Source organism: Burkholderia ubonensis subsp. mesacidophila (genome assembly GCF_002097715.1).
Lineage (GTDB): Bacteria > Pseudomonadota > Gammaproteobacteria > Burkholderiales > Burkholderiaceae > Burkholderia > Burkholderia mesacidophila.
This window is the reverse complement of the sequence record NZ_CP020737.1, coordinates 1,143,719-1,156,682: the sequence shown is the minus strand read 5'-3', so window position 1 is coordinate 1,156,682 and position 12,964 is coordinate 1,143,719. Positions and strand designations below refer to the sequence as shown.

The window sequence follows — 12,964 nt, the reverse complement described above, 5'->3', positions numbered from 1 at the left end:
ATCACCGTAACGGAGCGTACTATGAAGCGCACTCTCATCGCAGCGGCGGTCCTCTTGACAGCGGCAGGTTCCGTCTTTGCCGCACCGCCGAAGGTATTTCTGTTCAATACGACCGGCGTGACCGAAACGGTCGGCATTCGCGGCTGGGTCCGGATCTTCGGATGCGTGACCGTGACCAGCACGGCGGGCGCGGTCATCAACAACAACCAGACCGTGATGCTCCCCGAAGGGACGTCGCTCGACCCGAACTATCACAGCTACTCGATGGGTGCCGTCACGACGACCTACAACAACGAGGACAAGAACGTCTCGGTGTCGGGCAGCTCGTCGCACAAGTCGAGCGAATCGTTCACGAAGATGTCGTCGTCGAAGTCGAGCGAATCGCACTCGTCGTCGCACGATTCGCTCAGCGTGACGGCATGGGCGTCGGGCGAAATCGAGAAGTCGCAGGGGAGCCACAACTCGCAGCATTCTTCGTCGTCGACGGACACGAGCGCCAGCAGCGGCCACAAGGCTGTCGCGGGCGTCCTGACGGTCACGGTCGCCGCGTCCGCCAGCGAAAGCGAGACGCATACCCACACCGGGAACCACCGCAACGGCGGCAGCAGCGCGAGCCAGGACTTCAACGGCAGCCTCTATGTGGCGGGCGCGGCCGGCGTCGCGTGGGACAACGCGTCGTCGAAGAGCAAGACGCACGACGACATGTCGAGCGCGTCATGGAACAAGAGCGAGTCGGAAAGCGAATCCGGGTACAAGGCGCGCGTGCATCACGACCAGATGGCGTCGACCGAATCGTCGAGCAAGTCGTACGAGAAGAGCAAGTCCGAAGCGTTCTCGAAGAGCAAGTCGTGGAGCTTCAACCTCGACCTCGACAAGACTGACGTGACGACGACGGGCAGCGTCACGCGCTACACCGACACCCGCCATGCCGGCGTGCTGAACGCGGGCACCGGCGCCAACGCCGCCACCGGCGTCACCGGCAACCTCGGCGTGAACATCGCGGAAGGCATCGACAACGCGCAAAGCAATGACGTCTCGCTCGCGTCGGTCGATATCGGCAACGTGTTCGGCAACGCGCAGATCTTCAGCAAGCAGTCGTCGGCAGGCTACGCCAGCGTCAACAACTTCAAGCTGAACGCGTCGGTCGGCGACGGCTCGCTGTCGAACGTGTCCGGCAACGTCGGCGTGAACGTCGCGTCGGGCATCGGCAACGTGCAGAACAACAGCCTTGCCGGCGCCGTCACGACCGTCAATGCGACGCAAGCGCAGACGGTCGCGATGGTGGCGACCGACGACAACGCGCAGAACGCGGCGGCGGGGGCGAGCGGACGCTTCGAAGGCAGCGCGACGCTCGGCGCCAACACGCTGCATAACGCGACCGGCAACATCGGCGTGAACATCGCCGGCGGCGTCGGCAACCTGCAGCACAACGGTCTCGCGATCGCTGCGCTCAACAACGGTCACTGATCGTTGCAACCGGGGGAACGCGCGCCGTGCCGCCTGTCGTGCGGCGCGGCGCGCGTAGCGGGAGAACAGCATGTCCGGGCAACATCGGCGAAGGTCACTGCGCATTGCCGTCACCGTCGCAAGCGGTGTCTGGTGCGCGGCGGCCTTTGCGCAATCGAGCATCGATGCGTCCACGCTCGTGGGTGTGCCACTCACGAAGCACCTGCAATCGATCCGCGACCTGCGCTATCGCGACGTGGTCAACCAGCAGTTTGACTTCAGCTGCGGCTCCGCCGCGCTCGCCACGCTGCTCAAGTACGGCTACGACATCGACATTCCGGAAACCGAAATGATCCGGCGAATGATGGCGTTCTCAACGCCCGAAGTCGTGGTCAAGAACGGCTTCTCGATGCTCGACATGAAGAAATTCGTCGAGACGCTCGGCCTGCGCGGCCGCGGCTTCCGGGTCGGCATCGACGCGCTGTACCACCTGCAGATTCCCGTGCTCGTGCTGATGGATCTCGACGGCTACGAGCACTTCGTGATCGTCAAGCATGCGGAAAACGGCCGGATCTTCATCGCCGACCCGGCGCTCGGCAACCGCATCCTGCTCGAACAGGATTTCGCCAAGACCTGGAACGGCCTCGTCTTCGCCGTGCTGGGAAAACCCTTCAGGGAGGACTCGCCTCTTTTGCAGAACAACGAATCGCTGGCGCTCAAGTTGCGCGATCAGGCGCTCAACACGGGCTCCGCCGCGATTCCTTTCGTCGAATTCGGCTTGATCAAGGCAGACTTGTTCTGACCCGTCATGAAACGCTACCTCTCGCCGCTCTGCCTCGCATGGTGCGCCACCATGTGTGGCTACGCGAGCAGCGCCGTTGCAGCCGAGAACGCGCCCGGCGCGCTCAATGCATTGCGTCCGTTCGACAGTCACATGCCTGCACCGGCCATGCAGCTCGTCGACGACGACGTCCTCGCCCACCAGACCGGCAAATTTGCCGACGCCTCGATGATCTCCGGGGTCGTCGTGAACCTGGTGTCCCAATGGCAACTGCCGAACGGCGCCCGTGCGATCGCGCAAGGCACGCTGACGGCCGCCACGAATGCCGCCAACCGGCACAACGCGCATGTCACGACGCTCGCGAAAGTCGTCGACGGCGACGGCGCGCCGAGCGGCGCGGACCCGCACGCCGTCGCGACGGGCGGGCAAGCGGTATCGGTCAACGGCATTTCGCAGGTCACGCAGGTCGCGGGCAACAACAACGCCGGCACCAACACCGCCGTCATCGATTTCAATGCGCAAAACCCGTCGCCAGCCCCGCTGCCCGGCTCGACCTCCAATACCAGCGCGTTCGCAACCGATACGTCGAGCACGGTGAAGGCCGGTGCCTCATTCACCCGCAACGGGGTCTCGCTCGTCTTGCAGACACCCGCCGGGATCGCCACCCAGTCGATCACTCCGGCAGCCAACCAGCAGGCCGGCTCGATCGCGCAACTGCTGCAGGTCGCAGGCAATCGCCAGATCGTCTCGAACCAGTTGCAGATCCTGTTGCAGACGCAACAGATGTCACCCGCAACGCTCCGTCAGATGGGCGTCCTGCAGGCGCTGCAAAACAGCGCCCTCGTGAGGAGATGACAGGCGGCGCGCGAGCCGCGACTGCGTACATGCACTGATTGCGTGTGCAGTATCAAGCGGCTGCGGAGCGGACCCCTTGGCTCGTTTCGCAGCCGCTCCATCCGGGGGGAAGGAAATGTCTCACAAGTCGTCAACAAGTCAGCCGCGCGCCGCGCTTGCCGCCATTCCGGCCGCGGTGCTCTGCTTCGTTTTCATGCAATGCGCGCACGCACAGGCGCTCACCGACCAGTCGCTCGAACAACGGCTCAACACGCTGATGAAAGTCGTCGATGAACAACAGCGCAAGATCGACGCGCTCGAACGCCAGGTCGTCGATCTCGAGATGGCGCGTCGCGGCCGCGGCGAACCGGGCGGCCCCGGCGAGGCCGCGCCTGCGACGCTGATGTCGCAGTACACGCCGGTCACGCCCGCGCCCGGCGAAGGCACCGGCACCGCGACCGGCGTGCCGGTCAATCCGCCGCCGCCCGGCGGCTCGGGCGCCGCCGAAACGGGCGCGCCCGGCGCGATCGGCACCACGCAGAAGGCCGCGGAACCCACCCGCACGGCCGCCGAGGAAGCGGTCGCGCAGCGCGAGCACGCGCCGCTGTTCGACCGGAAGCTGACGATCGACTGGGGGATCAGCGATACCTATTACGACCGCCGGCAATTGCAGCTCTCCGGCTTCCTCGCGCTCGACGCGATCTTCCTCGGCAACCTGAATCTCGGCCAGACGAAGTCGCACCAGCTGATGTCCGACGTGGACGTCCGCTACGGGCTCACCGACCGCATCAGCGTCGACGCCGACGTGCCGTACATGTACCGCACGTCGACCTTCATCAACGGCGGCGCCGGCGGCGCGGCGAATACGCTGTCCGACACGTCGGTGAATTCGCATGCGCTCGGCGACGTGAACTTCGGCGTCTACTACCAGTTCGTGAAGGAACACGGCAGCGTGCCGGACATCGTCGGCAGCCTGCGCGTGAAGGCGCCGACCGGCACGTCGCCGTTCGGCATCAAGCTGCTGCAGTCCGACCCGAACAACACGAACCTCGTCTCGCCGAGCAAGCTGCCGACCGGCACCGGCTTCTGGAGCATCACGGCCGGCGTGTCGGCGTTGAAGACCTACGACCCGGTCGTGCTGTTCGGCAGCGTGTCCTACACGTACAACGTCGCGCGCTCGTTCTCCGACATCTCTTCGGTGGTCGGCCAGACGCAGCCCGCGAAGGTGAAGCTCGGTGACATCGTCCAGTTCGGCGGCGGCGTCGCGCTCGCGTTCTCGGAGCGCGACTCGGCAAGCATCTCCTACACGATGGCGATCGAGCCATCGACCCGGACGCAGGCGCCGGGCGGCGAATGGCAGCGCGTGCCGGGCAGCCAGACGACGGCGTCGACGCTGGGCTTCGGCCTCAACCATGTGTTCAACAAACACCTGACGATGAACGCGTCGGTCGCGATCGGGCTCACGCCCGACGCGCCGAACTTCGTCGTCGGCCTGCGCTTCCCGTACACGTTCTGAAGCGCGCCACCCTAGCGAGGTTATTGTGCACGACTCCCGCTCCGCCTCATCAATCACCCCTCCGGGCATCGTGCCGCGACTGACGATCGCGCACTCGGACGGGGCCGGGACCGGCCAGCTGCCCGCAGTCCGGCCACTCGTGTATCTGTCGCGCCACCCCGACGCGGCGCTTGTCGCGCATCTGCGAGAGCGCCGCTGGGATGTGCTGTGCGCGAAATCCGCGCACGAAGCGCAGCGGCTCGTGAAGCCCGAGCTCGCGCATGCGGGCATCGTCGATCTCGACGGCTTTGCGCCGCGCGACATCGCCGCGCTCGAGCCGATCCTGCGCCATCAGCAGATCGGCTGGATCGCGCTCGCCGATCCCGCGCGGCTCGCGGAGCCCGACATTCGCAAGCTGATTCGCCAGTGCTGCTTCGACTACGTGAAGGGGCCGCCGACCCATACCACGATCGACTATCTGGTCGGTCACGCATACGGGATGGTGACGCTGTGCGATCTCGAGCTCGCGACCGACGTGGCGGCGACCGGCGACGACGAGATGGTCGGCACCTGCGACGCGATGCAGCAGCTGTTCCGCACGATCCGCAAGGTCGCGAACACCGACGCGACCGTGTTCATCTCCGGCGAATCGGGCACCGGCAAGGAGCTGACCGCGCTCGCGATCCACGAGCGCTCGATGCGCCGCAAGGCGCCGTTCGTCGCGATCAACTGCGGCGCGATTCCGCATCACCTGCTGCAGTCGGAACTGTTCGGCTACGAGCGCGGCGCGTTCACCGGCGCGAACCAGCGCAAGATCGGCCGCGTCGAGGCCGCGCACGGCGGCACACTGTTCCTCGACGAGATCGGCGACATGCCGCTCGAGAGCCAGGCGAGCATGCTGCGCTTCCTGCAGGAAGGCCGGATCGAGCGGCTCGGCGGCCACGAATCGATCGCGATCGACGTGCGGATCATCTCGGCGACCCACGTCGACCTCGAAGCGGCGATGCGCGACGGCCAGTTTCGCGCGGACCTGTTCCACCGGCTGTGCGTCTTGCGCATCGACGAGCCGCCGCTGCGCGCGCGCGGCAAGGACATCGAGTTGCTCGCGCATCACGTGCTGCTGAAATTCCGCAGCGACGGCGCGCGCAGGATCCGCGGCTTCACGCCGTGCGCGGTCGAGGCGATGTACAACTACCCGTGGCCGGGCAACGTGCGCGAACTGATCAACCGGATTCGCCGCGCGATCGTGATGGCCGACAGCCGGCTGATCTCGGCGGCTGACCTCGATCTCGGACAGTACACGGCGCAGCAGTCGACGACGCTTGCTGAAGCCCGCGAACGCGCGGAGAAACGCGCGATCGAAGCGGCGCTGCTGCGCCACCGGCACCGGCTCGCGGAAGCGGCCGCGGAGCTCGGCATTTCGCGCGTCACGCTCTACCGGCTGATGGGCTCGCACGGGTTGCGCGACCCGTCCGGCACCGAGCAGCGTGCGGCGGCGAGCGACGACGAACCCGGGCACTAGGCGCGTTCGCATCCGCGACGATGTGAACGCTGGCGTCGGGCGGCGCGCGCCGCCCGACGCGTGCCCGCAATCCGGTAGAATCGGCGCCATTCCGGCTTTCCCCCTCTTTCTACCTTCATGACGACGCTGACCCTGATCGTCGCGCGCGCCCGCAACGGCATCATCGGCCGCGACAACCAGCTGCCCTGGAAACTTCCCGAGGATCTCGCCTTCTTCAAGCGCACGACGATGGGCGCGCCGATCGTGATGGGGCGCAAGACCCACGAATCGATCGGCCGGCCGCTGCCGGGGCGCCGCAACATCGTCGTCACGCGCGACGCGTCGCGCCGCTTCGACGGCTGCGACACCGTCACGTCGCTCGCCGATGCGCTTGCGCTCGCCGCGCGCGACGGCGCGCCCGAGGCGTTCCTGATCGGCGGCGCGCAGCTCTACGCGGAAGGCCTCGCGCTTGCCGACAAGCTGGTCGTCACCGAGATCGACGCCGACTTCGACGGCGACGCGTCGTTCCCCGCGCCCGATCCCGTGCACTGGCAGGAAGTGTCGCGCGATCCGCACCAGGCCGCCGCGCCGAACACGTTCGGCTACGCGTTCGTCGTCTACGAGAAAAGGCGCGGCTGACGCGCGCCCATGAAAAAGCCCGACCGGCGATTCGCCGATCGGGCTTTGTTTGTCGGTGCACCGGCCTGGCCGGCGCGGCTTACTGCCCGGCGATCGTCATCTGCTCGATCAGCACCGAGCCGGTTTCCTTCGTGCCGCGCACGATCGAATCCGCGCCGATCGCGACGATGTGCCGGAACATCTCCTGCAGCGTGCTCGCGACCGTGATCTCCTCGACCGGGTACTGGATCACGCCGTTCTCGACCCAGAACCCCGCCGCGCCGCGCGAATAGTCGCCCGTCACGTAGTTCACGCCCTGCCCCATCAGTTCGGTCAGCAACAGGCCCGTGCCGAGCTTCTTCAGCATCGCGTCGAAATCGTCGCCCGACTGCGTGCTGCTGCTGCGCAGCGCGAGGTTGTGCGAGCCGCCGGCGTTGCCGGTCGTCTGCGTGCCGAGCTTGCGCGCCGAGTAGGTCGACAGGAAATAGCCCTCGACGACGCCGTCCTTGACGACGCCGCGCGCGCGCGTGCGCACGCCTTCCTCGTCGAACGGCGCGCTGCCCATCGCACGCGGCACGTGCGGGTCCTCGACGATCTGCACGTGCGGCGCGAACACCGGCTTGCCGAGGCTGTCGACGAGGAACGAGGTCTTGCGATACAGCGCGCCGCCGCTCACCGCCTGCACGAACGCGCCGAGCAGCCCGGCCGCGAGCGGCGCCTCGAACAGCACCGGCACCTTGCGGGTGTCGAGGCGGCGCGCGTTCATCCGCGCGAGCGCGCGCTCGGCCGCATACCGCCCGACCGCTTCCGGCGCCGCGAGGTCGGCCGCGCTGCGCTTCGACGTGTACCAGTCGTCGCGCTGCATGTGGCGGCCGCTGCCCGCGATCGGCGCGCACGCGATGTAGTGGCGCGAATACGGGTAGCCTGCGAGGAAGCCGCGCGACGTCGCGAGCACGAACTGCGAATGCTGCGCGGACACGCTCGCGCCTTCCGAATTGCGGATCTGCGGGCTGACCGCGAACGCGGCGTCTTCCGCGCGGCGGGCAATCTCGACCGCGTCGTCGGCGGACAGGTCCCACGGGTGGTAGAGGTCGAGGTCGCGCGGCGCCGTCTCGAGCAGCTCGGCTTCGGCGAGCCCGGCCGCGTCGTCCTCGGCGGTGAAGCGCGCGATGTTGTACGCGGCGGCGACGGTGTCCTTGATCGCGGCCGGCGAGAAATCCGACGTGCTCGCATTGCCGCGCTTCTTGCCGATGAACACGGTCACGCCGACCATCTTGTCGCGATTGTGCTCGATCGTCTCGACCTCGCCGCGGCGCACCGACACCGACAGGCCGTCGCCTTCGGAGATTTCGGTCGCGGCGTCCGACGCGCCGAGCGCCTTCGCGTGCCGGAGGATGTCCGAGGCGATTTCTTTCAGCTGATCCTGCGTATGCGGGAAATAGCGCGCTTGGGTGTCGAGATTGGCAGCCATCTTCGTTTTATCCGGTGACGGGCTCGCGGCCCGCGTGTTCAAAATGTCGTATCCCGCGATCATATCAGTGTGCGCCGGGCCGCCCCAAGCGCACTGATCGCCACCTCGGGGGCAGCGAACGCAGTGAGCGTGGGGGCCGTTTCATTTCAGGCCCGGGACGCCGCAACGGAGAAGCTGGGGGCGGCCGCGGCGCGATACAATGCCGCCCATGACACGCAAAACCCGTATTCAGCCGATCGAGCACGCCGACGACGACGCCGGCCACGGCTACGATCGCCCCAGCAAATCCCAGTTGAAGCGCGAAATGCACGCGCTGCAGGAACTCGGCCAGGCGCTCGTCGACCTGCCGAAGGATGCGCTCAAGCGCATGCCGATACCCGAAGACCTCGCGGACGCGGTGCGCGAGGCGCGCCGCATCACCGATCACGAAGGCAAGCGCCGCCAGCTCCAGTATGTCGGCCGCGTGATGCGCTCGCTGACCGACGACGAGACGGGCGCGCTGCGCACGGCGCTCGACGCGCAGCGCGGCGTGAACAAGGCCGCGACGGCCCGCCTGCACTGGATCGAACGCACCCGCGAGAAGCTGCTCGCCGACGACGACGCGCTGACCGAATTCGTGCGCCAGCATCCGGACGCCGACGTGCAGGAAGGCCGCACGCTGATCCGCAATGCCCGCAGGGAGGCGCAGCAGAACAAGCCGCCGCGCTACTACCGCGAGCTGTTCCAGTGGATCAAGACCGCGAGCGGCGCGCCTGGCGCGGACGACGAGGAAGTCGAGTCCGCCGGAGACGATCATGACGACGACGCGTAACCATCCCGACGAGCTGGTGGTCGGCCTCGTGTCGATCAGCGACCGCGCGAGCACCGGCGTCTACGAGGACAAGGGCATTCCGGCGCTGCAGGACTGGCTCGCCGCCGCGCTGAGCTCGCCGTGGCGCGCCGAGACGCGGCTGATCCAGGACGACCCCGCGACGATCTCCGCGACGCTCGTCGAGCTGGTCGACACGGCCGGCTGCGACCTCGTGCTGACGACGGGCGGCACCGGCCCCGCGCGCCGCGACGTGACGCCCGAGGCGACGCTCGCGGTGGCGACGAAGGAAATGCCGGGATTCGGCGAGCAGATGCGGCAGATCAGCCTGAATTTCGTGCCGACCGCGATCCTGTCGCGGCAGGTCGCGGTGATCCGCGAGACGGCCGACCATGCGGCGCTGATCATCAACCTGCCGGGCCAGCCGAAATCGATCAAGGAAACCCTCGAAGGGCTGCGCGACGCGGACGGCCGGGCCACCGTGCCCGGCATCTTCGCCGCGGTGCCCTACTGCGTCGACCTGATCGGCGGTCCGTACATCGAGACCAACGCCGCGGTGGTCGCGGCATTCCGGCCGAAGAGCGCGCAGCGCGCGCCGCGCTGACGCGGCGCGGCGGAGCGAGCCGGCCCGCTCAGGCGGCCGGCGCGGATTCGCCGGCGGGCGCCGGCGTGGCCGGGATCAGGAAATGCTCGCGGTAGTACTTCAGCTCGTCGATCGACTCGTGGATGTCGGCCAGTGCCGTATGCATCGCGCGCTTCTGGAAGCCCTTGTAGATCGCCGGCTGCCAGCGGCGGCACAGCTCCTTGAGCGTGCTGACGTCGAGGTTGCGGTAGTGGAAGAAGCGCTCGAAGTCCGGCATCCAGCGCGCCATGAAGCGGCGGTCCTGGCAGATCGAGTTGCCGCACATCGGCGACTTGCCGGGCGACACGTACTGCGCGAGGAACGCCTGGAGCTGCGCGGCGGCGTCCGCTTCGGTCACGGTCGATGCGCGCACGCGGTCGATCAGGCCCGAGCGGCCGTGCGTGCTCTTGTTCCAGTCGTCCATCTTCGCGAGCGTCTCGTCGCTCTGGTGGATCGCGAACACCGGGCCTTCGACCGCGATCTCGAGCGTCGAATTGGTCACGACGACCGCGATCTCGATGATGCGGTCGTTATCCGGGTCGAGGCCCGTCATTTCCATGTCGAGCCAGACGAGATTCAGCTCGTTGCGCACGAGTTCGGGCTGGCTGGCGGAAGTGGGGGTATCGGTCATGAGTCATCCTGGAAAATGGCGGACGGCGCGCGGCGCCGCCCCGGCGGCCGGTTTCGCGTCAGCGGGCCCGGTCCGCAAGAACATATAATTCTCGCATAGAACCCTTTGGCGCCTTCGATGTCACCTTTTTCGTTCACCCTGCTGTTCGCGCTCGCCGTGCTCGCGATGGTCGTCACCAAGCTGTGGCTCGCGTCGCGGCAGATCCGCTTCGTCGCCGCGCACCGCAACAGCGTGCCTGCCCGGTTCAGCGCCACCATCCCGCTGAACGCCCACCAGCGCGCGGCCGACTATACGGTCGAGCGCACCCGGCTGACGATGCTCGAAATCGTCGTCAGCGCGGCCGTGCTGGTCGGCCTCACGCTGCTCGGCGGCGTCGGCGCGCTCGATGCGCTGCTGTCCGGCTGGCTCGGCCGCGGCTACGGGCAGCAGGTCGCGCTCGTCGCGGCGGTGTTCGCGATCACGAGCGTGGTCGACGTGCCGTTCGAGTATTACCGCCAGTTCGGCATCGAGCAGCGCTTCGGCTTCAACCGGATGGCGAAGCGGCTGTTCTTCACCGACATGCTGAAGAACGTGCTGCTCGGCGCCGCGCTCGGCCTGCCGCTGCTGTTCGTCGTGCTGTGGCTGATGAACCAGGCCGGCAGCCTGTGGTGGCTGTGGACGTGGATCGTCTGGGTCGCGTTCCAGATGCTCGTGCTGCTGATCTACCCGAGCTTCATCGCCCCGCTCTTCAACAAGTTCGAGCCGCTGAAGGACGACGCGCTGCGCGCGCGCATCGAGTCGCTGATGAAGCGCTGCGGCTTCGCGGCAAAGGGCCTGTTCGTGATGGACGGCAGCCGCCGGTCCGCGCACGGGAACGCTTACTTCACCGGCTTTGGCGCGTCCAAGCGGATCGTGTTCTTCGACACGCTGCTCGCACGCCTGTCCGGCGAGGAAATCGAGGCCGTGCTCGCGCACGAGCTCGGCCATTTCAAGCGCCGCCACGTGATGAAACGCATGCTCGTGTCGTTCGTGCTGAGCCTCGCGCTGCTCGCGCTGCTCGGCTGGCTCGCGCAGCGCGTATGGTTCTACACGGGGCTCGGCGTCACGCCGTCGCTCGACACCAGCAACGCCGGCGCGGCGCTCGTGCTGTTCTTCCTCGCGATCCCGGTGTTCCTGTTCTTCGCGACGCCGATCGGCAGCCTCACGTCGCGCAAGCACGAATTCGAGGCGGACGCGTTCGCCGCCAGCCAGACCGACGCGCAGGATCTCGTCAGCGCGCTCGTGAAGCTGTACGAGGACAACGCGTCGACGCTGACGCCCGACCCGGTCTACACGGCCTTCTACTATTCGCACCCGCCCGCGTCGCAGCGGATCGACCGGCTGCTGCAGCACGCATGAGCCGGCCGACCTCCCCCCGCAAGCCGGCCCCGCGCGCCTCGGGCGCGGAACGCGCCGAAGGCCGCGTGATCGCGGCGCATGGCCGCCACTACATCGTCGCGCCCGACGAAGGCGGCCCGATGCTGCAGTGCTTCCCGCGCGGCAAGAAGAGCGACATCGCAGTCGGCGACCGCGTCGCCTACGAGCGCACGTCCGCCGACCAGGGTGTGATCGTCGAGATCGGCGAGCGCCGCAACCTGCTGTATCGCTCCGACCAGTTCAAGTCGAAGCTGTTCGCGGCCAACCTCGACCAGTTGCTGATCGTGCTCGCGACCGAGCCCTATTTCAGTGAGGACCTGCTCGGGCGTGCGCTGATCGCCGCGGAGGCGAACGACCTGAAGCCGCTCGTCGTGCTGAACAAGATCGACGTCGAGGCCGCGCTGCCGGTCGCCCGCGAACGGCTCGCGCCGTATCGCGCGCTCGGCTACGACGTGCTGGAACTGTCGGTCAAGGGCGCGCCCGATGATGCGCGCGCGCAGCTGATGCCGCATCTCGCGCGCCACTCGACGATCCTGCTCGGCCAGTCGGGGATGGGCAAGTCGACGCTCGTGAACCTGCTCGTGCCCGACGCCGAAGCCGCGACACGCGAGATCTCGGCGGCGCTGAACAGCGGCCGGCACACGACGACGTTTACGCGGCTTTATCCGCTGCCCGGCAGCGACGGTGCGCTGATCGATTCGCCGGGCTTCCAGGAATTCGGCCTCTATCATCTGACGGAAGGCCGTCTCGAGCGCGCGTTCCCGGAGTTCCGCCCGCTGCTCGCGGACTGCCGTTTCTATAATTGTCATCATCTGCACGAGCCGGGCTGCGCGATCCTGGGAGCCGTCGCCGACGGCCGTATCGCGCCGTCGCGGCATGCGTTGTACGCGCAACTGGTGCACGAGGCGAGCCAGGTCGTGCGGTGACGTCCGGGGAGCGGCCGCCCTCCCCTGCGCAATGCCCGTTGCCCGGCCATCACCGACAGGAGCCATGATGCGTTTCAAGGCGCCGGATCTCGCGACCGCGCAGCATTGGGCCAACGTCCTCGAAGCGGCCGGCATCGGCTGCGAGCTGCACAACCGCTATGCGACAGGTGCACTCGGCGGCCTGCCGGCCGATGCGTGCGCGCCCGAGGTCTGGCTCGACGACGAACGCGACGAAGCACTTGCGCGGCGCCTCCTCGACGCCGCATCGCGCGGTCCGGCCGCCGGCGCGACGCCCTGGCGTTGCCCGCAGTGCGGCGAGTCGCTCGAAGCGCAATTCACCGCCTGCTGGCGTTGCGGCGCGGTGCGCGACCCGCGCGACGGCTGATGCACAGCAAAAAGGCCGGCGTCGAGCCGGCCTTGTGCATTCCGTTCCGGG

Annotated in this window: 13 protein-coding genes; 11 read left to right on the top strand and 2 right to left on the bottom strand. The window is 67.7% G+C overall.

The window, feature by feature from the left end; all coding sequences use genetic code 11:
• Window positions 1–21: 21 nt before the first annotated feature.
• The 6 genes from B7P44_RS05590 (at window position 22) to B7P44_RS05565 (ending at window position 6,696) form a co-directional block, all read left to right on the top strand.
• A complete protein-coding gene (locus tag B7P44_RS05590) occupies window positions 22–1,467 on the top strand; it encodes a FapB/FapC family functional amyloid domain-containing protein (RefSeq protein WP_084901592.1) in 1,446 nt (481 codons plus the stop codon).
• A 70-nt stretch (window positions 1,468–1,537) separates the two neighbouring features.
• The gene (locus tag B7P44_RS05585) at window positions 1,538–2,248 is read left to right on the top strand and encodes a C39 family peptidase (protein ID WP_084901590.1); all 711 of its coding nucleotides are present in this window, start codon (window positions 1,538–1,540) and stop codon (window positions 2,246–2,248) included.
• A 6-nt stretch (window positions 2,249–2,254) separates the two neighbouring features.
• On the top strand, window positions 2,255–3,082 hold the full coding sequence (locus B7P44_RS05580) for a peptidase C39 (RefSeq protein ID WP_084901588.1): 828 nt from the start codon (window positions 2,255–2,257) through the stop codon (window positions 3,080–3,082).
• Window positions 3,083–3,197: 115 nt separating this feature from the next.
• Window positions 3,198–4,577 carry a hypothetical protein gene (locus B7P44_RS05575; RefSeq protein WP_084901586.1) on the top strand — a complete coding sequence of 460 codons (1,380 nt, stop codon included), beginning with the start codon at window positions 3,198–3,200 and terminating at the stop codon, window positions 4,575–4,577.
• 70 nt (window positions 4,578–4,647) lie between these two features.
• Window positions 4,648–6,078 carry a sigma-54 dependent transcriptional regulator gene (locus B7P44_RS05570; protein ID WP_407924005.1) on the top strand — a complete coding sequence of 477 codons (1,431 nt, stop codon included), beginning with the start codon at window positions 4,648–4,650 and terminating at the stop codon, window positions 6,076–6,078.
• 117 nt (window positions 6,079–6,195) lie between these two features.
• Entirely contained in the window at window positions 6,196–6,696 is a 501-nt protein-coding gene (locus B7P44_RS05565) for a dihydrofolate reductase (RefSeq protein WP_084901585.1), read from the top strand.
• 79 nt (window positions 6,697–6,775) lie between these two features.
• Here the strand turns inward: B7P44_RS05565 and pmbA are convergent, their stop codons facing one another.
• Entirely contained in the window at window positions 6,776–8,146 is a 1,371-nt protein-coding gene (gene pmbA / locus B7P44_RS05560; RefSeq protein WP_084906438.1) for a metalloprotease PmbA, read from the bottom strand.
• 208 nt (window positions 8,147–8,354) lie between these two features.
• Between pmbA and yjgA the strand changes: the two genes are divergently transcribed.
• Together yjgA and mog are read left to right on the top strand one after the other, a co-directional pair.
• Window positions 8,355–8,957, top strand: a complete 603-nt coding sequence (gene yjgA, locus B7P44_RS05555) for a ribosome biogenesis factor YjgA (protein ID WP_321970431.1) — start codon at window positions 8,355–8,357, stop codon at window positions 8,955–8,957.
• Complete coding sequence (gene mog, locus B7P44_RS05550) at window positions 8,941–9,558, top strand: molybdopterin adenylyltransferase (protein WP_084901580.1); 618 nt, start codon at window positions 8,941–8,943, stop codon at window positions 9,556–9,558. The genes yjgA and mog overlap by 17 nt, the downstream gene beginning before the upstream one ends.
• Window positions 9,559–9,586: 28 nt before the next feature.
• On the opposite strand, the gene orn is transcribed toward mog, so the two are convergent.
• Window positions 9,587–10,207, bottom strand: coding sequence for an oligoribonuclease (gene orn / locus B7P44_RS05545; RefSeq protein WP_084901579.1), 621 nt, complete (start codon window positions 10,205–10,207; stop codon window positions 9,587–9,589).
• Window positions 10,208–10,324: 117 nt separating this feature from the next.
• Here orn and B7P44_RS05540 point away from each other — a divergent pair, with 117 nt between their 5' ends.
• The 3 genes from B7P44_RS05540 to B7P44_RS05530 all read left to right on the top strand — a co-directional run bounded on the left by B7P44_RS05540 (window position 10,325) and on the right by B7P44_RS05530 (window position 12,913).
• The gene (locus B7P44_RS05540; RefSeq protein WP_084901576.1) at window positions 10,325–11,584 is read left to right on the top strand and encodes a M48 family metallopeptidase; all 1,260 of its coding nucleotides are present in this window, start codon (window positions 10,325–10,327) and stop codon (window positions 11,582–11,584) included.
• Window positions 11,581–12,528 (top strand): ribosome small subunit-dependent GTPase A, encoded by a 948-nt coding sequence (rsgA, locus tag B7P44_RS05535; RefSeq protein ID WP_084901572.1) that lies wholly within the window; start codon window positions 11,581–11,583, stop codon window positions 12,526–12,528. Before B7P44_RS05540 ends, rsgA begins: the two co-directional genes overlap by 4 nt.
• A 67-nt stretch (window positions 12,529–12,595) precedes the next feature.
• Window positions 12,596–12,913, top strand: a complete 318-nt coding sequence (locus B7P44_RS05530) for a putative signal transducing protein (protein ID WP_084906436.1) — start codon at window positions 12,596–12,598, stop codon at window positions 12,911–12,913.
• Window positions 12,914–12,964 lie beyond the last annotated feature (51 nt).

Excerpts from the sequence above, each read along its gene's own strand:
- pmbA (WP_084906438.1), bottom strand. The coding sequence starts at position 8,146 with ATGGCTGCCAATCTCGACACCCAAGCGCGCTATTTCCCGCATACGCAG.
- rsgA (WP_084901572.1), top strand. The coding sequence starts at position 11,581 with ATGAGCCGGCCGACCTCCCCCCGCAAGCCGGCCCCGCGCGCCTCGGGC.
- B7P44_RS05575 (WP_084901586.1), top strand. The coding sequence starts at position 3,198 with ATGTCTCACAAGTCGTCAACAAGTCAGCCGCGCGCCGCGCTTGCCGCC.
- B7P44_RS05565 (WP_084901585.1), top strand. The coding sequence starts at position 6,196 with ATGACGACGCTGACCCTGATCGTCGCGCGCGCCCGCAACGGCATCATC.
- B7P44_RS05580 (WP_084901588.1), top strand. The coding sequence starts at position 2,255 with ATGAAACGCTACCTCTCGCCGCTCTGCCTCGCATGGTGCGCCACCATG.
- B7P44_RS05540 (WP_084901576.1), top strand. The coding sequence starts at position 10,325 with ATGTCACCTTTTTCGTTCACCCTGCTGTTCGCGCTCGCCGTGCTCGCG.
- B7P44_RS05590 (WP_084901592.1), top strand. The coding sequence starts at position 22 with ATGAAGCGCACTCTCATCGCAGCGGCGGTCCTCTTGACAGCGGCAGGT.
- orn (WP_084901579.1), bottom strand. The coding sequence starts at position 10,207 with ATGACCGATACCCCCACTTCCGCCAGCCAGCCCGAACTCGTGCGCAAC.
- B7P44_RS05530 (WP_084906436.1), top strand. The coding sequence starts at position 12,596 with ATGCGTTTCAAGGCGCCGGATCTCGCGACCGCGCAGCATTGGGCCAAC.
- mog (WP_084901580.1), top strand. The coding sequence starts at position 8,941 with ATGACGACGACGCGTAACCATCCCGACGAGCTGGTGGTCGGCCTCGTG.
- yjgA (WP_321970431.1), top strand. The coding sequence starts at position 8,355 with ATGACACGCAAAACCCGTATTCAGCCGATCGAGCACGCCGACGACGAC.
- B7P44_RS05585 (WP_084901590.1), top strand. The coding sequence starts at position 1,538 with ATGTCCGGGCAACATCGGCGAAGGTCACTGCGCATTGCCGTCACCGTC.